Origin of the sequence: Arthrobacter antibioticus, assembly GCF_030063205.1 — a bacterium.
Taxonomy (GTDB): domain Bacteria; phylum Actinomycetota; class Actinomycetes; order Actinomycetales; family Micrococcaceae; genus Specibacter.
The window spans coordinates 280836-298672 of record NZ_JASISQ010000002.1; the positions used below are offsets into that span (position 1 = coordinate 280836).

19 protein-coding genes are annotated in these 17837 nt (G+C 57.9%); 14 read left to right on the plus strand and 5 right to left on the minus strand.

The annotated features are described in order from the left end of the window. Positions 1 to 48: 48 nt before the first annotated feature. The 10 genes from QMG40_RS06405 (at position 49) to QMG40_RS06450 (ending at position 7933) form a co-directional block, all read left to right on the plus strand. Positions 49 to 339: an FmdB family zinc ribbon protein gene (locus QMG40_RS06405; RefSeq protein WP_283529184.1), complete on the plus strand. Its 291-nt coding sequence runs from the start codon at positions 49 to 51 to the stop codon at positions 337 to 339. Between the two features lie 50 nt (positions 340 to 389). Continuing rightward, positions 390 to 1649 carry a formamidase gene (fmdA, locus tag QMG40_RS06410; RefSeq protein WP_283529187.1) on the plus strand — a complete coding sequence of 420 codons (1260 nt, stop codon included), beginning with the start codon at positions 390 to 392 and terminating at the stop codon, positions 1647 to 1649. 375 nt (positions 1650 to 2024) lie between these two features. Next, the gene (locus tag QMG40_RS06415) at positions 2025 to 3317 is read left to right on the plus strand and encodes an adenylosuccinate synthase (protein ID WP_283529189.1); all 1293 of its coding nucleotides are present in this window, start codon (positions 2025 to 2027) and stop codon (positions 3315 to 3317) included. Positions 3318 to 3496: 179 nt separating this feature from the next. After that, positions 3497 to 4303, plus strand: coding sequence for a carbon-nitrogen hydrolase family protein (locus QMG40_RS06420; RefSeq protein ID WP_283529191.1), 807 nt, complete (start codon positions 3497 to 3499; stop codon positions 4301 to 4303). Positions 4304 to 4366: 63 nt separating this feature from the next. Then, complete coding sequence (locus tag QMG40_RS06425; RefSeq protein ID WP_283529193.1) at positions 4367 to 4879, plus strand: SUKH-4 family immunity protein; 513 nt, start codon at positions 4367 to 4369, stop codon at positions 4877 to 4879. Positions 4880 to 4956: 77 nt separating this feature from the next. Next, entirely contained in the window at positions 4957 to 5373 is a 417-nt protein-coding gene (locus QMG40_RS06430; protein WP_283529195.1) for a CoA-binding protein, read from the plus strand. A 75-nt stretch (positions 5374 to 5448) separates the two neighbouring features. Further along, positions 5449 to 6339: a polysaccharide deacetylase family protein gene (locus QMG40_RS06435; RefSeq protein WP_283529197.1), complete on the plus strand. Its 891-nt coding sequence runs from the start codon at positions 5449 to 5451 to the stop codon at positions 6337 to 6339. Positions 6340 to 6403: 64 nt separating this feature from the next. Continuing rightward, positions 6404 to 6979: a dihydrofolate reductase family protein gene (locus tag QMG40_RS06440; protein ID WP_283529199.1), complete on the plus strand. Its 576-nt coding sequence runs from the start codon at positions 6404 to 6406 to the stop codon at positions 6977 to 6979. Then, complete coding sequence (locus tag QMG40_RS06445; RefSeq protein ID WP_283529201.1) at positions 6976 to 7380, plus strand: MmcQ/YjbR family DNA-binding protein; 405 nt, start codon at positions 6976 to 6978, stop codon at positions 7378 to 7380. The genes QMG40_RS06440 and QMG40_RS06445 overlap by 4 nt, the downstream gene beginning before the upstream one ends. Continuing rightward, positions 7358 to 7933 (plus strand): DUF1990 family protein, encoded by a 576-nt coding sequence (locus tag QMG40_RS06450; protein ID WP_283529203.1) that lies wholly within the window; start codon positions 7358 to 7360, stop codon positions 7931 to 7933. The genes QMG40_RS06445 and QMG40_RS06450 overlap by 23 nt, the downstream gene beginning before the upstream one ends. Positions 7934 to 7962: 29 nt before the next feature. On the opposite strand, the gene purL is transcribed toward QMG40_RS06450, so the two are convergent. The 5 genes from purL to QMG40_RS06475 all read right to left on the minus strand — a co-directional run bounded on the left by purL (position 7963) and on the right by QMG40_RS06475 (position 12914). Beyond that, positions 7963 to 10272 (minus strand): phosphoribosylformylglycinamidine synthase subunit PurL, encoded by a 2310-nt coding sequence (gene purL, locus QMG40_RS06455; RefSeq protein WP_283530122.1) that lies wholly within the window; start codon positions 10270 to 10272, stop codon positions 7963 to 7965. 9 nt (positions 10273 to 10281) lie between these two features. After that, positions 10282 to 11034, minus strand: a complete 753-nt coding sequence (gene purQ / locus QMG40_RS06460; protein WP_283529205.1) for a phosphoribosylformylglycinamidine synthase subunit PurQ — start codon at positions 11032 to 11034, stop codon at positions 10282 to 10284. 2 nt (positions 11035 to 11036) lie between these two features. Then, positions 11037 to 11288 carry a phosphoribosylformylglycinamidine synthase subunit PurS gene (gene purS / locus QMG40_RS06465; RefSeq protein ID WP_283529207.1) on the minus strand — a complete coding sequence of 84 codons (252 nt, stop codon included), beginning with the start codon at positions 11286 to 11288 and terminating at the stop codon, positions 11037 to 11039. Between the two features lie 197 nt (positions 11289 to 11485). Then, entirely contained in the window at positions 11486 to 12403 is a 918-nt protein-coding gene (locus QMG40_RS06470; protein WP_283529209.1) for a 3-methyladenine DNA glycosylase, read from the minus strand. A gap of 4 nt (positions 12404 to 12407) precedes the next feature. After that, entirely contained in the window at positions 12408 to 12914 is a 507-nt protein-coding gene (locus tag QMG40_RS06475) for a MarR family winged helix-turn-helix transcriptional regulator (RefSeq protein WP_283529211.1), read from the minus strand. A gap of 114 nt (positions 12915 to 13028) precedes the next feature. On the opposite strand from QMG40_RS06475, the gene QMG40_RS06480 reads away from it, so the two are divergent. From QMG40_RS06480 to xdhB, 4 genes are all read left to right on the plus strand, one after another. Next, entirely contained in the window at positions 13029 to 13253 is a 225-nt protein-coding gene (locus QMG40_RS06480; protein WP_283529213.1) for a hypothetical protein, read from the plus strand. Positions 13254 to 13364: 111 nt separating this feature from the next. Beyond that, complete coding sequence (locus tag QMG40_RS06485) at positions 13365 to 13598, plus strand: hypothetical protein (protein WP_283529215.1); 234 nt, start codon at positions 13365 to 13367, stop codon at positions 13596 to 13598. Positions 13599 to 13946: 348 nt separating this feature from the next. Beyond that, positions 13947 to 15422, plus strand: coding sequence for a xanthine dehydrogenase small subunit (locus QMG40_RS06490; protein ID WP_283529218.1), 1476 nt, complete (start codon positions 13947 to 13949; stop codon positions 15420 to 15422). Beyond that, positions 15419 to 17836: a xanthine dehydrogenase molybdopterin binding subunit gene (gene xdhB / locus QMG40_RS06495; protein ID WP_283529220.1), complete on the plus strand. Its 2418-nt coding sequence runs from the start codon at positions 15419 to 15421 to the stop codon at positions 17834 to 17836. The genes QMG40_RS06490 and xdhB overlap by 4 nt, the downstream gene beginning before the upstream one ends. Position 17837: the final 1 nt, after the last annotated feature.

The following is a 17837-nucleotide window of genomic DNA, read 5'->3' on the forward strand; positions in this document are numbered from 1 at the left end:
ACCCGTCTTTTCACTCCCCCGTTTAGTGCCCACCAAGGAGATCCAACAATGCCGTTGTACGAGTTCCGTTGTCCCGAAGGCAAGGCGTTTGAAGCGTCATTTTCCATGAGTGAAGCACCCGAGGTGCTGCCGTGTCCCGACTGCGGGGGAGCGTCCCGGCGCCGCATCAGCGCACCGAAACTCTCCATTGCGGGTTCGGCGGAGTTCAAGCTCATCGATGCTAGTAAACGCAGTGCTCACGAGCCGGAAGTGGTCTCCAGCCGCCTGCCATCAACGAACAAACCAGGTGGTACCCGGTATACAAACAACCCGCTGCACCAAAAGCTCCCACGGCCCTAAGCCGCGAAGAGAAGAAGTGATTCCACGAAGAGTTCGTTAGGAGAAATCTAATGCCTGAAGTGTTATTCCCTCTCGATTCAACCAAGAAATTCGAAGATCAACAGAAGCTCGGACACAATAGGTGGCACCCGGAAATTCCTCCCGTGGCAGTGGTTAAGCCCGGAGACGTTTTCCGGGTGGACTGCCGGGAATGGTTTGACGGGGCTATTGTCAATGACGACTCAGCCCAGGATATTCTCAATGCACCATTGTTGACGGTGCATAAACTCTCCGGTCCTTTCGGTATTGAAGGAGCTAAACCCGGGGATTTGCTGGTTGTTGACATTCTCGATGTGGGGCCGATTCCGCAGGAAGATTCGGGGCCGTTGGCCGGACAGGGCTGGGGCTACACAGGCATCTTCTCCAAAAATAATGGAGGTAGTTTCCTTGTTGATCAATTCCCCGATGCCTACAAAGCAATTTGGGACTTTACCGGACAAGTCGCCACCTCCCGGCACGTCCCGGAGGTCCGCTTCGAAGGGTTGATTCACCCTGGCCTGATGGGGACAGCACCCTCTGCCCAGCTGCTGGCTAAATGGAACAAGCGCGAAGGAGATTTGATTGCTACCGACCCGCACCGTATGCCACCGCTGGCGCTACCTCCGGAAGCGGAGCATGCAGTTCTTGGCGGGCTGCCCCGCGATCAATGGGCTCGTGTAGGCGGTGAGGGGGCAAGGACTGCCCCGCCGCGTGAAAATGGCGGAAACCAGGACATCAAGAACCTCTCCAAGGGGTCCAGGATCTTCTACCCAGTATTCGTGGACGGTGCCAATTTCTCGGTTGGAGACCTGCACTTCTCCCAGGGAGATGGCGAGATCACCTTCTGTGGTGCTATTGAAATGGGTGGCTTTGTCGACCTTCGGGTGGACATCATCAAGGGTGGCATGGACACATACGGTGTCAGCGAAAACGCTATCTTCATGCCCGGCCGGGTAGAGCCGGCGTTCAGCGAGTGGCTGGCGTTCTCCGGCACCTCCGTCACCCTTGACGGGGAACAGAGATACCTCGATTCGCACCTGTCGTACCAACGGGCATGCCTGCACGCCATCGATTATCTGGCCAAATTCGGCTACGCACCCGAGCAGTCATACCTACTGTTGGGCGCCGCACCCATCGAGGGCCGGCTTTCCGGGGTGGTGGATATTCCAAACTCGTGCTCCACGGTGTACCTACCCACCGCGATGTTTGATTTCGACGTGCGGCCATCCGCTGCAGGGCCCTATCAGATCAATCCGGGCATGGGCGCACCACGGGCGGCCAATGCCGGGTAGTAATGGTGTGCGCATAACAAGATGAGCGGCTTCTACTTGTGAATGGTGGGCCAGGTACCCTACCTGGCCCACCAACCCCTCCATGGCGATTCAGGCCTGTGGTGTTCCCCTGACGCAGTGTGGAAAAACAGTGTGGAAAATCAGTGTGGATGACGCGCGCCGCGGCGGTATCCTGGGCTCAATGTGCACCTCCGTGGTGGTTCCGGTAAACTTCTGAGGTAAGACCCCCTTGTTCGCTTGGTCAGGTAAGGCGCGCGCTACGCGCCCGCCTTTTCTCCACGTGGTTTCCAAGGGGTATTTTCGTGACCGGACGGTGCACGGCAACAGCCGATTTCGCAGCGCCCGGCTCAACTTATGAGCAAGGGGGAGGGTCCCATGCCAGCAATCGTAATCGTAGGCGCCCAGTGGGGTGACGAAGGTAAAGGCAAGGCCACCGATCTTCTAGGTGGTTTGGTCGACTATGTTGTCAAGCCCAATGGCGGCAACAACGCAGGGCACACAGTAGTTGTAGGCGGTGAGAAGTATGAGCTCAAGCTCCTTCCAGCCGGTATTCTAAGCCCCAATGCAACACCCATCATCGGCAACGGTTGCGTGGTGAACCTTGAAGCCCTATTTGAAGAAATTGAGGGACTGGAAGCGCGCGGGGCGGACACCTCCAAGCTGCGTATTTCAGCCAACGCGCACCTCGTGGCCCCGTACCACCAGGTGTTGGATAAGGTCACGGAACGCTTCCTTGGCAGCCGCGCCATCGGCACAACGGGTCGCGGCATTGGGCCGGCCTACATGGACAAGGTGGCTCGTCTGGGGATCCGCGTTCAAGACCTCTTTGACGAATCGATTTTGCGGCAAAAAGTGGAAGGCTCACTTAAGCAAAAGAATGAACTTCTTGTGAAGGTCTACAACCGCCGCGACGTTGAAGTGGAGGAAGTGGTTGAGTACTTCCTGAGTTTCGCGCAGCGTGTACGTCCTATGGTTATCGACGCAACTTATGTGTTGAATGAGGCGTTGGACCGTGGCGAAGTTGTGCTCATGGAGGGTGGCCAGGCAACCTTCTTGGATGTTGATCATGGCACCTACCCGTTCGTGACCTCATCCAACCCCACAGCGGGAGGTGCAAGCGTTGGCTCAGGCATTGGCCCCACCCGCATCACGCGCGCTGTAGGTATTATCAAGGCCTACACAACGCGGGTTGGCGCCGGCCCGTTCCCCACCGAACTGTTCGATGACATGGGCATCTACCTGCAGAAGACTGGCGGAGAGTTTGGCGTCAATACCGGGCGCCCCCGCCGCTGCGGCTGGTATGACGCCCTCCTTGCCCGCCACGCGTCTCGTGTGAACGGCTTCACCGATTACTTCGTCACCAAGCTGGACGTGCTCACAGGAATCGAACAGATTCCTGTCTGCGTTGCCTATGACGTTGATGGTGTGCGACATGATGAAATGCCCATGACGCAGACTGAGTTTCACCACGCCAAGCCCATTTACGAGTACTTCCCCGGTTGGACCGAGGACATCAGCACGGCACGGACCATGGAAGACTTGCCGGAAAACGCGCGCAGCTACATCCTGGCGCTTGAAGGCATGTCTGGTACCCGGATCTCTGCCATTGGCGTAGGGCCGGATCGGGATCAGACGATTGTCCGGCACGACCTGATCAACGATAAGTAGCCGGTGCCTAAAGAGGGTTGCCCCTAGCTGTACCGAACGCCGGGCAAGGGCGACGTGCGGAACTAAAGTTCCGCGCGTCGTCCTTGCCTTTTTTGCTGTGGTGAAGGATGCAGGGCCGCGGCAGCGGAATCTCGGGCTAGGCTGGTTGGATCAGAAATCCACCGAAAGGACGCATGGCCATGAAAGTCAGTGTTGGACAGTTCAACCCAGGTCCCGATGTCACGGCAAACCTGGATACCATGCGCCGTCTTTCGACAACGGCGGCACAAGAAGGCAGCAAACTCATCCTGTTCCCGGAGGAGGCAATGTTCTCCGTTGGCCGGGTAGTAGGTGATTTTGTGGCTGCAGTTGATGCGAATTGGAGCACATTTGTGCAGGGCCTGTCCATGGTTGCTGCCGAGGTGGGGATCGCCATCATTGCCGGTGGGTATGAATCAAGCGGCGAAAACCGTCCGTACAACACTGTTGTTGCTGTTGGGGATGACGGTGAGATCCTGGGCACCTACCGGAAACTGCACCTGTACGATGCCTTTTCTTACCAGGAATCCACCCGAATCAAGCCTAGCGACAGGGGCATGACGACGGTTGACGTTGGCGGTTTCAAGGTGGGCATCATGACCTGCTACGACATCCGATTCCCGGAACTCGCGCGCGCGCTGGCCGTCTCAGGAGCGGACCTGATCTGTGTCTCGGCTGCCTGGTTCAAGGGTGAACACAAAATCGAGCATTGGGAGACTCTCCTTAAAGCTCGTGCCATCGAAAATACGTGCTGGGTGGCGGCTGCCGGAACATCCAGCAAGCACTGCATCGGGCATTCGGTGATTCTTGACCCTATGGGGATCCCGGCCGACTTCCTCAATGACGAAGATGAAGGCGTAGCGACTACCGATGTTACCCACAGGCGTATTGAAGAAGTTCGAGAGTTCCTGCCCGTATTACTCAACCGCCGATTTGAAAGTAATTCAGTGGTGGTCCCTGCCAGCTGAAACTCGCCGTTGACGCCAGCGACCAGCTGTCATTAGTGTCAAGAGTACGAGCAGGAGGCAATCATGAATGACGAGAAGATTTGGGCAGTGCTGGAAGTGATGTATCCAGGGGCACTTGAAGATGTGCCGTTGGATGGGCAATGGCTCAAGCCACCTTTTGCCGATGATGCATCCGGGCGTGCAATCGTTTGCAACGACGAGGATTTCCAGTTCGTGGTTGTCGATCGCAGCAGCACCGCCCTGATGTATGTCTGTGAAGATGAAGAGACTCTCATCGCCTCTTCTTTGGAAACCTTTCCGGCCATTGTGGCGGCGTGGGCTTCCATTGACAGGGACACTGTTGGGCCGGAAGATGATGAGGACTTTTCCGAGGTAAAAAAATCTTTCCACACCCAATTGCTGGCCCTTGATCCTGGTGCAGCGGCACCCAATGAGTTCTGGGCGGCTTACACGGAAGAGCTCACCAGCACCGATTACGTGGACATTGATGACCTGCCTGAAGAGGACGAAGAGCAAGAAACCGACTCCGGGGACAACGACCGGCCCGGCACGGGTGAATCATTCGTTGACGCCTAAATAAAGAAGCGAAATATTGTTCCTAACCGCGACCGTCACGAACGGACTGAGGCGACCACTGCGGTTACGCTTCAGATATGGCACACATCAATGACCCGGAGCTGATCCGTACACTTATGACCACCCCGGGGCGCTGGGCCGTGGTGGGACTTTCCAATAATCCTCAGCGTGCTGCTTTCGAGGTGGCCCGCTTTCTGCAGCGGGACCTTGGCCAGGAGATTATTCCCGTGAGCTTAAAGGGTGATGACGTCCATGGTGCACAGGGCTATAAAACACTCGCCGCAGTGCCAGGGAGCATTGATGTGGTTGATTGCTTTGTGAATTCTTCCCGAGTGGGGGAGGTTGTGGATCAGGCTATAGCCGTGGGTGCCAAAGCGGTTTGGCTTCAGCTGGGTGTGGTTGATGAGGCTGCCGCCGCGCGGGCAACCGCAGCCGGACTAGACGTGGTTATGGACACCTGTCCCAAAATTGAAGCCGGACCCCTGGGGCTTTAACCTCAAAGTCCACTCCCGTCATGCATCTTTGCAGGCAGTACCCCCACGCGCCCATACCCAGCCCGAAAAGAAGACATGCCACGCCATCTTCACCAATCCCGCCGCCTCAACCGCGTGATCGGTTCGCTGAGTATTGCCTTCGTCCTGTTTCTGGCCGCAGTGGGCGTTTGGTACGTGCTCACCACCTCCGCAAACTCCACAGCGGCGTCTCCGGCGGCAGCGCTCTCTCCTGCCCCAACCCCGGCGAGAGAAACTCCTTGGGCACCTGCGCGGGCTTCAACACCGTCCGCACCTGTTCCGACCCCTGACGCTAGCCCGGCCACAGGACATGCCGATACTCTTGACGGATTGATTCCGGACTACGTGCTGCCGCCCATCGAAAACGGGATGGTCCCTGTACTGACCAAAATTCCGACAGCACAGAAGGTGGTGTTTCTGACCCTTGATGATGGAGCTGTGAGGCGGGACTCGGATCTGTTGCTGCTTGAAGAGGAACGCATCAAAGCGTCGCTGTTTTTGGCACACACTTTCATTGCCTCGGACCCGGCTTTTTACCATAAGTATATGGCGGGCGGACACCTGGTTGAGAACCACAGCATGAGCCACAATTTGGGATTCATCAACTTGAGCTACGAACAGCAGAAGGCTGAAATCTGTGGCATGGCCGACTTTGCGGAAAAACAGTACGGCCGGCGTCCGGTCCTTTTCCGGCCACCCGGGGGACCCTACACTCAGGCAACACGACAAGCAGCAGCTGCGTGCGGCATGAAAGCGATCGTGGACTGGGAAAGCAAGGCAAATGCGGGGGGAATGGATTATCAAGTGGGAGCGGCGCTGCGACCGGGTGAGATTGTGCTGATGCATTTCCGCCCAGAGTTCCCTGCTGACCTGGCTGCTTTTGTGAAAGCACAGAAGGCGGCAGGTCTGAAGGTTGTGCTGCTGGAGGACTATTTGGGTGTGAAGTAACTTTCCGCCCCGTAGCCCGGAAGTGGACGAGCGGTGACCCTCGCCAAGCTGTAGCGTTAGATCCATGACGGCAATTATTTACTACACTGCGGCAACGTTGAACGGCTTTTTGGCTGATTCAAACCATTCACTGGAGTGGCTTTTTGCTGTGGATGAAACGGATGGGCCGGACCTTGCCGCGTTCATGGACACGGTGGGTGTTTTCGTTGAGGGAGCATCAACTTACGAATGGGTCTTAGCGGCTGAGAACCTGATTGCAGAACCGCAAAAGTGGCAGCAATATTACGGCAGGAAACCCACCTACGTCTTCACTAGCCGCACGTTGCCCGTGCCCGAGGGAGCCGACGTTCGCTTCGTTAACGGTCCTGTGGCTCACGTGCTGGCGGAGATCAAGGACGCTGCGCGGGAGAAGAACGTTTGGGTTGTAGGAGGAGGAGACGTGGCCGGTCAGTTCCTTGACTGCGATGCTTTAGATGAAATCACTCTCACAGTGGCTCCGGCGGCACTGGTTGCGGGGATGCCGTTGCTACCCAGGACACTCGGTGCCGAGCGGCTCAAGCTCCGTAGCGTCAGCCAACAAGGCGAATTCGCCGTCCTGAACTATGAGGTCCGTCCTGGCGTAAATGGGGCCCAGCCATGAGTATCAGTGTGGATATCTTGCGTGCTGCAGCTCTGGCTCTGACGGGTGCATATGAAGACTTCCCGTTTGGGCCGGAAATTAGTGTTTTTAAGGTCAAGGCGCCAAGCGGGGATCGCCCAGGAAAAGTGTTTGCGTTAGGTGATCTAGAGGGTGAGCCGTTGCGCATCAGCTACAAATGCGATCCTGAGCTGGCCCCAGTGCTGCGTGCGGCGAATCCCGGAATTACCGGTGCGTACCATATGAACAAAAGGCATTGGAACTCCGTGGATACCTCGTTGGTGGAGACCCAAATGGTCCTGGACATGCTGGAGGATTCTTACGATCTGGTGGTGGATGGCTTGTCCAAGAAGCAACAAGTTTCGTTGAAATGGAGTGCGCGTGTCGGAAAAAACTATTCCTAGTTTGAACTACCCATACCTTGGATTGACCCGTTTGGCGGCACAAAAAAGTGTTGGCGAAATGGAATGGCCGCAGGGCTTTGACCACGTCGATAAGACTATGGCGGTTGGAGCGGGATCCGAGGCTTACACAGCGCTGGCCGAGGGCATCATGACCTGGGAGATTCAACGGCGTTCCGGTCTGCAAGTCTCGGCACCGCCGCGGGCGGTAGTTGGTGCCCGCGTTGTCAGTGGGTTTGGGGTGGGCAGACTCCGGCTTCCGGCACCCTGCGAAGTGGTCTGGGCGCTGGAATCCAAGACGCTCTCTGGGCCCGACGGCAGTGAGGTTCAGATGACAGGTTTTGGGTATGGCACTTTGCCTGGGCATCCGGCGTTGGGCGAGGAGGCGTTCATCGCGATGAAAGCCTCTGATGGTCGCGTGTTCTTTAGATTGTTGGCTTTCAGTAAGCCTGCAGGGTTTATCTACGCCTTGGGCGCCCCTGTTACAAAACTCGCCCAAGCCGGTGTTAGCCGGTCGTATCAAAAGGCCGCACGCACACTAGCAGGAGGTTTTTAGCCACAACTGGGCCCCTCGAAGTTGGGGAACTAGCCGAAGTATTTCGGCAGGGTGCCCTCGTGTGCTTCGCGGAGTTCGTCCAGTGAAGCACTGAACAGGCCCTGTATGTCCAGGGCTTCACCAGCGGCGTCAACAACACCAATGCGTGCAACCGGGAAGTTCCGGGCAGTGCACATGTCGTTGAAACGCACTTCTTCGCTGCGTGGAACCGCCACAATGGCGCGTCCCTGTGATTCGGAGAAGAGCAGGGTGAATGCGTCGACGCCGTCACGGGCGCCTACTTCATCCAGGGCCACGCGGGCACCGGTGTTAAAGCGCAGCGCCGACTCAACCAAGGCTGCGGCAAGGCCGCCTTCGGAGAGGTCGTGGGCTGAATCGATCATGCCGTCACGGGAGGCGTTGATTAGAATCGCACCCAGTTCGCGTTCGCGCTCAAGATTCACAGCCGGCGGGAGCCCGCCCAAGTGCCCGCGCAAGTTGGCCCATTCGGAACCGTCCAGGTCATTTGCGGTGTTACCCAGCAGATAAATTGCCTGGCCATCCTCAGTCCAGCCCGACGGCGTGCGGCGGGCAACGTCGTCGAACTTGCCCAACACGGCTACCACGGGGGTGGGGTGGATGGGTATGGAGCCAGTCTGGTTGTAGAGCGAAACGTTGCCGCCGGTGACCGGGATGCCAAGCACCATGCAGGCGTCGGAGAGGCCCCGGATGGCTTCGGCCAGCTGCCACATAACATCGGAGTCCTCTGGGGAGCCGAAGTTCAAGCAGTCGCTGACAGCCATGGGGATGGCGCCGGAGGTGGCAACGTTGCGGTAAGCCTCAGCCAGGGCAAGCTGGGCACCGTGGTACGGGTCAAGGAAGGTGTACCGGCCGTTGGCGTCGGTGGCCAGGGCAACACCCAGACCGGTCTGCTCATCAACACGGATCACACCGGCGTCGTCCGGAAATGCCATGGAGGTGTTGCCGCCCACGTAGCGATCGTACTGGTTGGTGATCCAGTCTTTCGAGCACAGGTTGGGGGAGGAAATGAGTTCTAAGATGGCAGCTTTGAGTTCCCCCGGTGTGGCGGGGCGGCCAGCGTCCTGAACTGACCCGGTAAAGGTGTCAGCCTGCAGAGCATCCTGCCATTCCGGACGGGCATAGGGGCGGTCGTACACAGGACCGTCGTGGGCCACCGTGCGGGGATCGACGTCGACAATGACCGCGCCGTCCCACTTGATGATTAACCGGCCCGTGTCGGTGACTTCGCCAAGCCAGGAGTACTCCACGGCCCACTTATCCATGGCCGCTTCAAATGCGGCAACGTTCTCCGGTGAGACAACAGCCATCATGCGTTCCTGAGACTCTGACATGAGGATTTCACCAGGTGTCAGGGAAGGATCGCGCAGCAATACGCTAGTCAGCTCAACTTCCATGCCGCCGTCGCCGTTGGAGGCCAGTTCACTGGTGGCGCAGGAAATACCAGCGGCGCCCAAGTCCTGGATACCTTCAACCAAGGATCCCTTAAACAGTTCCAGGCAGCATTCAATGAGGACCTTCTCGGCGAAGGGGTCACCGACCTGAACGGCCGGGCGCTTGGAGGGCTTGGTGTCATCGAAGGACTCTGAAGACAGGATCGAGGCCCCGCCAATGCCGTCGCCACCTGTGCGTGCGCCAAAGAGCACCACTTTATTGCCCTTACCGGAGGCATTAGCCAGGCGAATATCCTCGTGGCGCATGACGCCAACGGCCAGCGCATTAACTAGAGGATTGCCCTGGTAAATAGAATCAAAGACCATTTCGCCGCCAATATTCGGCAGGCCTAGCGAGTTGCCGTACCCTCCGATTCCAGCCACTGCACCGTGCATAACCCGGGCTGTGTCCGGGTGGTCAATGGCGCCAAAACGTAGCGGATCCATGACAGCCACCGGGCGTGCACCCATGGAAATGATGTCGCGGACAATGCCGCCAATGCCAGTAGCTGCGCCTTGGTAGGGCTCAATCATTGATGGTGAGTTGTGGGATTCAATTTTGAACGTCACCGCCCAGCCGTCGCCCAAGTTGGTGACGCCGGCGTTTTCGCCAATCCCCACCAGCATGTCTTTCTTCATCTCCGGCGTCACCTTTTCGCCGAACTGCCGGAGATGATTCTTGGAAGACTTGTAGGAGCAGTGCTCGCTCCACATGACCGAGTACATGGCTAGTTCCGCGGCGGTGGGGCGTCGCCCCAGAACTTTCACGACGTCGTCGAACTCGTTTTGCTTCAGACCAAGCTCGGCCCAGGGAAGCTCAACCTCGGGGGTGTTGGCCGCATTTTCAACTGTGTCGATGTTGAATTTTTTTGCGGACTCTGTTGAAATCTCGCTCATTTACTTATCTCCCAGAAGTGTGTTCAGCACTGAGGTGAAGAAACCTAAGCCGTCGGTGCCGGTGTGGCCGGGGCCGTACCCTTGTTCAACGGCGTGTTCCGGGTGCGGCATCAGGCCCACCACGTTCCCTGCCGCATTGGTGATCCCGGCAATGTCGCGTCGGGAACCGTTGGGATTGCCGCCCAGGTAACGAAAGGCCACCCGGCCCTCAGCTTCGAGGGCGTCAAGAGTTTTCTCATCCGCAATGTACTGACCGTCCTGGTTCTTCAGGACAATCGTGATCTCTTGGCCTGCGGAGTAAGCGTTTGTCCACGCAGTGGTGTTGTTCTCAACGCGCAGTACCTGGTCCCGGCACAGGAACTTCAGGTGGTCGTTCTTAATCATGGAGCCGGGCAGCAAATGTGCCTCGGTTAGGATCTGGAAACCATTGCAAATACCCAAAACTGGCAACTTGGCCTCGGAATTGGCGGCATCAATGATCTTGGACATCAACGGAGCGAAGCGGGAGATTGCACCGGCGCGCAGGTAGTCACCGTAGGAGAAACCGCCAGGAATGATGACAGCATCAACGTTCGCCAAGACGGTGTCGCCATGCCAAAGATCGACGGCGGTTGCACCGGAAAGACGCACAGCTCGTGTCGCGTCGCGGTCATCAAGGGTGCCGGGGAAAGTGACGACACCGATGCGGGCTCCCGCCAGCCGGGAGTCGAGGGGAGCCTCTGTGGCTGCGCCAATCAGGGGAGTTTCGCTCATAGTTAGTCCGCCACAACTTCAACGTTGACTACGTCTTCGATGACTGGGTTGGACAGCATGGTCTCAGCGGCTTCCTTGGCCTGGGCCAGGATCTCGTCGGTGACCTCGCCATCAACGAAAAGTTCAAAACGCTTACCTTGACGGACAGCGGAGAATGCGGTGAAGCCCAATCGGGGAAGTGCGCCAACAATGGCTTTTCCCTGCGGGTCCAGAATTTCGGGCTTGAGCATAACGTCGACAACGATCCGGGGCATCGAAGGATCTCCTGGTGATTAAGAGGGGTGGCCGCGGAGGTGCCGTCTTACGCCGTCATATCAGTTCGGTGACAGTGACCTGAACCAGTGAAAGTAGCGCTCCGCGAGCTTGCCGTTCCATTCTACGCAAGTGTTTGCGAACTGTGGAATTGCGGTAGTTTCGGCAGCTTTTTGACCCCCGAATTCAGAGATTTCGCTTAGTTTCTTTGCAGGGCTGCCAAGGCGGCACGGAGCCGTTCACGCAGCACCGCAGCCTCGGCACTAAAAGCCCGTTGATGAGCCACGTAATCAGCCTTACCCGCAACAGTCTCAATCTGGATGGGCGGGTAGCCCCATTCGGCAAGGTCGTAGGGAGAGGCGCGCATGTCCATGGCCCGGATGCGCCAGGACAATTCAAAACAGTCCATGACCAGCTCACTAGGCAGGGCGGGCGTGAGCTTATAGGCCCACTTATACAAGTCCATGTTTGCATGCAGGCAGCCTGGTTGCTCCAGCTCGCGCTGATTTTCCCGCGTGGGGGTGAGCTCGTTGCGTCCCGAAGCCGCCGGGGTGTAGAAACGGTACGCATCAAAGTGGGTGCAGCGGATCTTGTTGGTTTCAATGACCTCATCAGTGCCATCAGAGCCTAGCCGCAGCTGCAAATATTCATGCCGCACGGCGGTGGCTTCCTGCTTGTAAACCATGGCCCATTCATGCAGACCAAAGCAGCCGAACTGTGCTGGCCGGCCCCCGGTTCGGCTTAGGATGATCTCGGCAAAATCCACGGCGTCCTTGCGCTCGTGCAGGAACTTTTCAAGATCAAGAACGACGGCGGGAGTCTCGCTGGGTGCCCCGGCAAGCTTCCTTTCACCCTCATTTGCAGCACGGTAGAACTTCCACGCAAGACGCTCAGCCGCTGCTGAACCGGTGAGAACCACACCAGTGCCCGGGTGCCAACGCGAAAGTTGACCGGGTTTTTGGGTGTAGTAAGTGAAGAGGAAATCCTCCACGGGGTGCTTTTGATTCGTGGAGCGGCGGGCCAAATATGGTGCGGCATAGCGGTTCACCCGGTTTTGGTGGGCTGCGGCCAAGGTCAGCCACGTGGGCTCGGCCAACAGTTGCGGGGCGGAGGTCATGCTTCTAATTATCCTTTATAGCTGGGGCGTTTGGGGCCGCGGTAGTCACCAGGGGCGGGCTCCCGGCGTCGTCGATGTGAGTGGCCGCTTCGATCAGCGCCACCATGCTCTGGTGTAAGGCGAGGGCACTCTCACGGTCCAGACCAAGGCGCTCCATCATGGTGCCGGGCACCGAGAGCGCCTGCTGGCGCAGCGCGGCACCTTTCGGGGTGAGGTCAACGGCTAAGGCCCGTTCGTCAGCGCGATCGCGCGTGCGTGTGAGAAGGCCAATGATCTCCAGCCGCTTCAGCAGTGGGGAGAGGGTAGCCGGTTCCAACAGCAGGGCGTGGCTAATGTCTTTTACGCGGCGCGGGGTTTTCTCCCAAAGTGTGAGCATCACTAAATATTGCGGGTGGGTCAGCTGCATTTCAGAGAGTACCGGCTTGTAGGCGGCGATGACACTTCGGGAGGCGACGCTGAGCCCAAAGCACAATTGGCGCTCAAGTAACAGGTCATTCTCTAGGGCGCTCATGGGGATACTCCATCATTTAGTTAGTGCACTAACTAACAGGCTACTATGAACGTTACAGCCTTTTTCAACCGGGTCGCGGAACTTATTTGTCCCCGCACAGCAAGGAAAGTTCAGATGCCAAAGTCTCGCCTTGTGCACAAATTCATGCGTTTTACAGGGCTCTTGCGCTACATTCTAGGTCCGGCAAATAGTAGCCCCGTAGACCATGAGATGACGCCCCAGAACAAGGTTTTGCTCGCCAGTCAACAGGCAGCAGCCGCACAATTTGTGGTCCTGAAGCGGGTCGATGGCAGCAGTTACCTTGTCGCCAGGGACCCGCAGGATCAGTCCCTGCGCTAGCCGGTCCGGCAGAAGTCCTCCCCTTATTCTATCGGTGCTTTTAAACGGTTTTAAGCGTAGAATTGGGGGACTCTGAGCTTAGAAACTTGCTCCACGAAGAGGGTGTTGATGATGAGAAATTCGGAGACGTTCGTCAATAAATTCATGCATGCCACCGACCAGTTCCAAAAGGTCTTCGGTCCCGCGGACCAAGGCGATATGGATTCGCCGGTAGTCCATCGCCACGACCAGTTTGAAGACAGCAGTGACGAGCAACTAACGCACTACGATGAGCATACGAATTCACAAGGTGAGCACTACGCGGAGCGCAAAGGCGAGGCGGTAGCAGGCGCTGAAGAACGCTAAGGAAATTAATGGGCAGCTTGGATTAGTAGACGGTCTTGCGGAGGTTGGCCCGCCAAGTGTCGAAGGGAGCCACCGCGTTTCCTGTTTCGGGAGCAGCGTTCGGCGCCTTGGCAAGTTGCGCTGCCTTGGTCAGTTATTGAGAGGGGACTGCTAGCTTGTTCATTGCGTGGATCCTTGTGCTCGGCGGGTGGGATTACTTTACTGCAATGATCCCTTGAATCCAGGCATAATGAGGGAGTTCATCTCCAGATACTGCAGTGCAGCTATTTACAGTGCAAGACTATGAAGTATAGATTATTGGGATTTGGCTCACATAATCTGCGACGTCGAAGAAGCCGGAGCACGCAAATGCACACACCCGAACCCTCAGCGGCAACAGAAGTAACATTCATCATCAATGGTTCCGAACGCCCATTCGGTCAGCGCGGCGTGCACACCACGGCACTGGAGTGGCTGCGTGAGAACCGTCTGACAGGTGCCAAAGAAGGGTGCGCCGAAGGTGAATGTGGCGCTTGCGCGATTCTTGTCGCCCAGACCGACCGTTCAGAGGGAACTCATTGGAGCGCTATTAACTCCTGTCTGGTGCCCATGGCGGCCCTGGATGGGCAAGAACTGGTGACCAGCGAAGGGCTAGGAACACCGGAGCAACTCCATCCTGTTCAGGAAGCACTGGCGTTAGCTGGTGGCTCCCAATGCGGATACTGCACTCCCGGTTTTGTGTGTGCTATGGCGTCGGAGTTCTACCGAAAAGACCGTGAGCCGCTGCCTGAGCTGGCGCAGAAATGCACCCATGGTGAAGTAGGCGCCAATGGATTCGATCTTCATTCACTGAGCGGCAACCTTTGCCGCTGTACTGGATACCGCCCCATCCGCGACGCAGCCTATTCCTTAGGTGAGCCGGGCGATGAGGCATTGGCGCGGCGAAGAGATGCGCCTGCTCCTGAGTACCGAGAAACCAATCTAAGGCGCTCTGATGGACAGTTTGTTCGTGCCACTACCCTAGCTAGAGCCGTGGAGCTACTGGCGGCAAACCCCGGCGCGGTCCTCGTGGCGGGGAGCACCGATTGGGGTGTTGAGGTAAACCTCCGTGCCCGCCGTGCACCCATGGTCATTGCCATCGATCGAATCCCCGAACTGGACTCAATCGTGGTGGGCGAGCACCTAATCGAGATCGGCGCTGCTGTTGCGCTCAGCGAGATCGAACGGGTACTCAATGGAAAAGTTCCTTTGTTGGCGCAACTCATTGTGCAATTCGCGTCCCCGTTGATTCGTCACCGGGCCACCATCGGTGGCAATCTCGGAACAGCTTCTCCCATCGGTGATTGCGCTCCTGCCTTGCTTGCCTTGGACGCGGAGGTGGTGCTTGCCTCGAGTAACGCGGAAAGAACCCTTCCCCTGGCCGAGTACTTCACTGGCTACCGCACAACTGTTAAGGAACCGGGGGAGCTCATTAGATCCGTGCGTATTCCGCTGCCACTTTCACCCCTGACGGTGTTCCAAAAGATCGCCAAACGCCGCTTTGATGACATCTCCAGCGTTGCTGTGGCCTTTAGTCTGGACATAGAAGAGAACATGGTCCGTAAGGCGCGGATCGGTCTCGGCGGTGTCGCCGCCACACCGCTGCGTGCCTACGCAACAGAGGAGTTCCTGGTTGGGCAGCGCTGGAATCGTGAAACCGTGGCCCGTGCTGCGGCGGTTTTGGGAGCAGAAGGCACCCCGATGAGCGATCACCGGGCCAGTGCCTCCTACCGCTCAATCATGCTCTCGAATGCTCTTATCAAACTACATACGCAGAACACCCTGATTGTGGAGGCGTTGTCGTGAGCCATCTTTCAGCCCGTCCGCCCACCCCCGTTGTGGGTGAAGCAGTGCCCCACGAGAGTGCCCGTCTTCACGTGAGCGGGCAGGCGCTCTACACCGACGACTTAGCTCAACGTACTCACGATGCACTCACCGCGTGGCCTGTGCAATCACCCCATGCCCATGCGCGGATCCGTTCGATCAACACCACAGCGGCGCTGGCGGTTCCCGGCGTCGTCCGTGTCCTGAGTGCAGCGGATGTGCCAGGTATCAACGATTGCGGCATCAAAAATGACGAGCCACTCTTCCCTTCGGAAGCCATGTACCACGGTCACGCCATAGCGTGGGTGCTAGGGGAGGACCTAGATGCTGCCCGTGCAGGTGCCGCCGCCGTCGTGGTTGACTACCAGCCACTGCCTGCCCTGATAAGTGTTGCGGAGGCCATCGAAGCGAAGTCGTTTCAGGGGATGTCCAGGACGGTGAGCCGCGGGGATGTGGACACGGCCTTTGCGCAGGCCGCCCACATTTTTTCTGGTGTCACCGAGTTTGCCGGCCAGGAACACTTCTATTTGGAGACCCAGGCATCCTTGGCCACAGTGGATGAGGGTGGCCAGATTTTTGTTCAAAGCAGTACCCAGCATCCCTCGGAAACCCAGGAAATCCTTGCCCACGTGCTGGGCCGGTCCAATCATGAGATCACGGTTCAGAGCCTTCGCATGGGTGGCGGGTTTGGTGGGAAGGAAATGCAATCGCACGGATTTGCTGCCATTGCCGCTCTTGGCACCTTACTCACCGGCCGGCCGGTTCGTGTCCGTCTGAACCGTACCCTGGACATGACGATGACCGGCAAACGGCACGGCTTCCATACCTCCTGGGAGGCCGGCTTCTCGGAGGACGGGAAGTTGCTGGCGCTGAAGGCGATGCTCACCGCGGACGGCGGCTGGTGCCTGGACATGTCCGAGGCCGTGTTGGCGCGGGCGCTTTGCCACGTGGACAACAACTATTTCATTCCCAACGTCCACGTCGATGGTCGGGTGGCCAAGACCAATAAAACCTCCCAAACAGCTTTCCGCGGTTTTGGCGGTCCCCAGGGCATGCTGATGATTGAGGATATTCTGGGCCGCAGCGCGCCCCTTTTGGGCATGGCTCCGGAGGATTTACGGCGCAAGAACTTCTACCGCGACGGCGAAAACACACCCTACGGGATGCCGGTGCGCCATGCCGAACGCGTCACCACGCTTTGGGAACAAGTGCTTCAGCGAAGCAATTTCACGCAACGGCGGCGGGAAGTTGATGCGTTCAACGCCGCGAACCCCCACACCAAACGCGGTTTGGCTATCACGCCGGTAAAGTTTGGAATCTCCTTCAACCTGGTTGCATTCAACCAGGCTGGCGCGCTGGTGCACGTCTACAAAGACGGCTCCGTGCTGATCAGCCACGGCGGAACCGAAATGGGTCAGGGCCTCCACACTAAAATGCTGCAAGTGGCAGCAACCTCCTTGGGAATACCGCTAACTAGCGTGCGGCTGGCACCGACCCGCACTGACAAAGTACCCAACACCTCTGCCACCGCTGCCAGTTCGGGAACTGACCTCAACGGCGGCGCGGTCAAAAATGCCTGCGAGCAAATCATCGAGCGGATCTCCGGCATCGCCGCGGGCATGCTCGGGGCCTCGGGCGCCGATGTGCGCTTCAGCAATGGACTTGTCACCGCTTTGGGGGTCCACGACCGCAGTTTTACGTTTGCAGAAGTGGTCATGAAGTCCTATCTGCAGAGGGTGCAATTGTGGGCTGCGGGTTACTACCGTACCGAAGGCCTGCATTGGAACCCGGAACTGATGCAGGGCGAACCCTTCAAATACTTTGCCGGTGGAGCATCTGCCACCGAGGTGGAGGTGGACGGGTTTACCGGGGCGTACAAAACCCGGAGGGTGGATATTGTCCATGATGCGGGGGATTCATTGTCCCCAATAATCGATGTGGGTCAGGTTGAAGGAGGCTACGTTCAAGGCGTGGGGTGGCTGACGTTGGAGGATCTGCGCTGGGATGAAAGCGACGGACCCACTCGTGGCAAGTTGCTGACTCAGTCGGCTAGTACGTACAAGCTTCCAAGCTTCTCGGAGATGCCTGCAGAGTTCAACGTGCAGCTGATGGAACACGCAGCGGAGGAAGGGGCCATCTACGGTTCGAAGGCGGTGGGGGAGCCGCCCTTTATGCTCGCTTTTAGCGCCCGGGAAGCTCTTCGTGATGCTGTCGCAGCGTTCGGCCCGAAGAACCGCTGTGTGGAATTGGCATCCCCGGCCACCCCGGAAGCCGTCTTTTGGGCTGTTCACGACTCCTGCAAAGCAGCAGCGGAATCCGCCCAAGTGGAATCCTGCCAAGTGGAATCCGCCCAAGCGACAACGCCTGCGTCAGCAAGCGTGGGAGCCCCGAGGTAGG

What these genes read in the sequence shown, in the direction of transcription:
- QMG40_RS06405 (WP_283529184.1), top strand. Translation starts at nt 49, where the DNA reads ATGCCGTTGTACGAGTTCCGTTGTCCCGAAGGCAAGGCGTTTGAAGCG.
- fmdA (WP_283529187.1), top strand. Translation starts at nt 390, where the DNA reads ATGCCTGAAGTGTTATTCCCTCTCGATTCAACCAAGAAATTCGAAGAT.
- QMG40_RS06415 (WP_283529189.1), top strand. Translation starts at nt 2,025, where the DNA reads ATGCCAGCAATCGTAATCGTAGGCGCCCAGTGGGGTGACGAAGGTAAA.
- QMG40_RS06420 (WP_283529191.1), top strand. Translation starts at nt 3,497, where the DNA reads ATGAAAGTCAGTGTTGGACAGTTCAACCCAGGTCCCGATGTCACGGCA.
- QMG40_RS06425 (WP_283529193.1), top strand. Translation starts at nt 4,367, where the DNA reads ATGAATGACGAGAAGATTTGGGCAGTGCTGGAAGTGATGTATCCAGGG.
- QMG40_RS06430 (WP_283529195.1), top strand. Translation starts at nt 4,957, where the DNA reads ATGGCACACATCAATGACCCGGAGCTGATCCGTACACTTATGACCACC.
- QMG40_RS06435 (WP_283529197.1), top strand. Translation starts at nt 5,449, where the DNA reads ATGCCACGCCATCTTCACCAATCCCGCCGCCTCAACCGCGTGATCGGT.
- QMG40_RS06440 (WP_283529199.1), top strand. Translation starts at nt 6,404, where the DNA reads ATGACGGCAATTATTTACTACACTGCGGCAACGTTGAACGGCTTTTTG.
- QMG40_RS06445 (WP_283529201.1), top strand. Translation starts at nt 6,976, where the DNA reads ATGAGTATCAGTGTGGATATCTTGCGTGCTGCAGCTCTGGCTCTGACG.
- purQ (WP_283529205.1), bottom strand. Translation starts at nt 11,034, where the DNA reads ATGAGCGAAACTCCCCTGATTGGCGCAGCCACAGAGGCTCCCCTCGAC.
- purS (WP_283529207.1), bottom strand. Translation starts at nt 11,288, where the DNA reads ATGCCCCGGATCGTTGTCGACGTTATGCTCAAGCCCGAAATTCTGGAC.
- QMG40_RS06470 (WP_283529209.1), bottom strand. Translation starts at nt 12,403, where the DNA reads ATGACCTCCGCCCCGCAACTGTTGGCCGAGCCCACGTGGCTGACCTTG.
- QMG40_RS06475 (WP_283529211.1), bottom strand. Translation starts at nt 12,914, where the DNA reads ATGAGCGCCCTAGAGAATGACCTGTTACTTGAGCGCCAATTGTGCTTT.
- QMG40_RS06480 (WP_283529213.1), top strand. Translation starts at nt 13,029, where the DNA reads ATGCCAAAGTCTCGCCTTGTGCACAAATTCATGCGTTTTACAGGGCTC.
- QMG40_RS06485 (WP_283529215.1), top strand. Translation starts at nt 13,365, where the DNA reads ATGAGAAATTCGGAGACGTTCGTCAATAAATTCATGCATGCCACCGAC.
- QMG40_RS06490 (WP_283529218.1), top strand. Translation starts at nt 13,947, where the DNA reads ATGCACACACCCGAACCCTCAGCGGCAACAGAAGTAACATTCATCATC.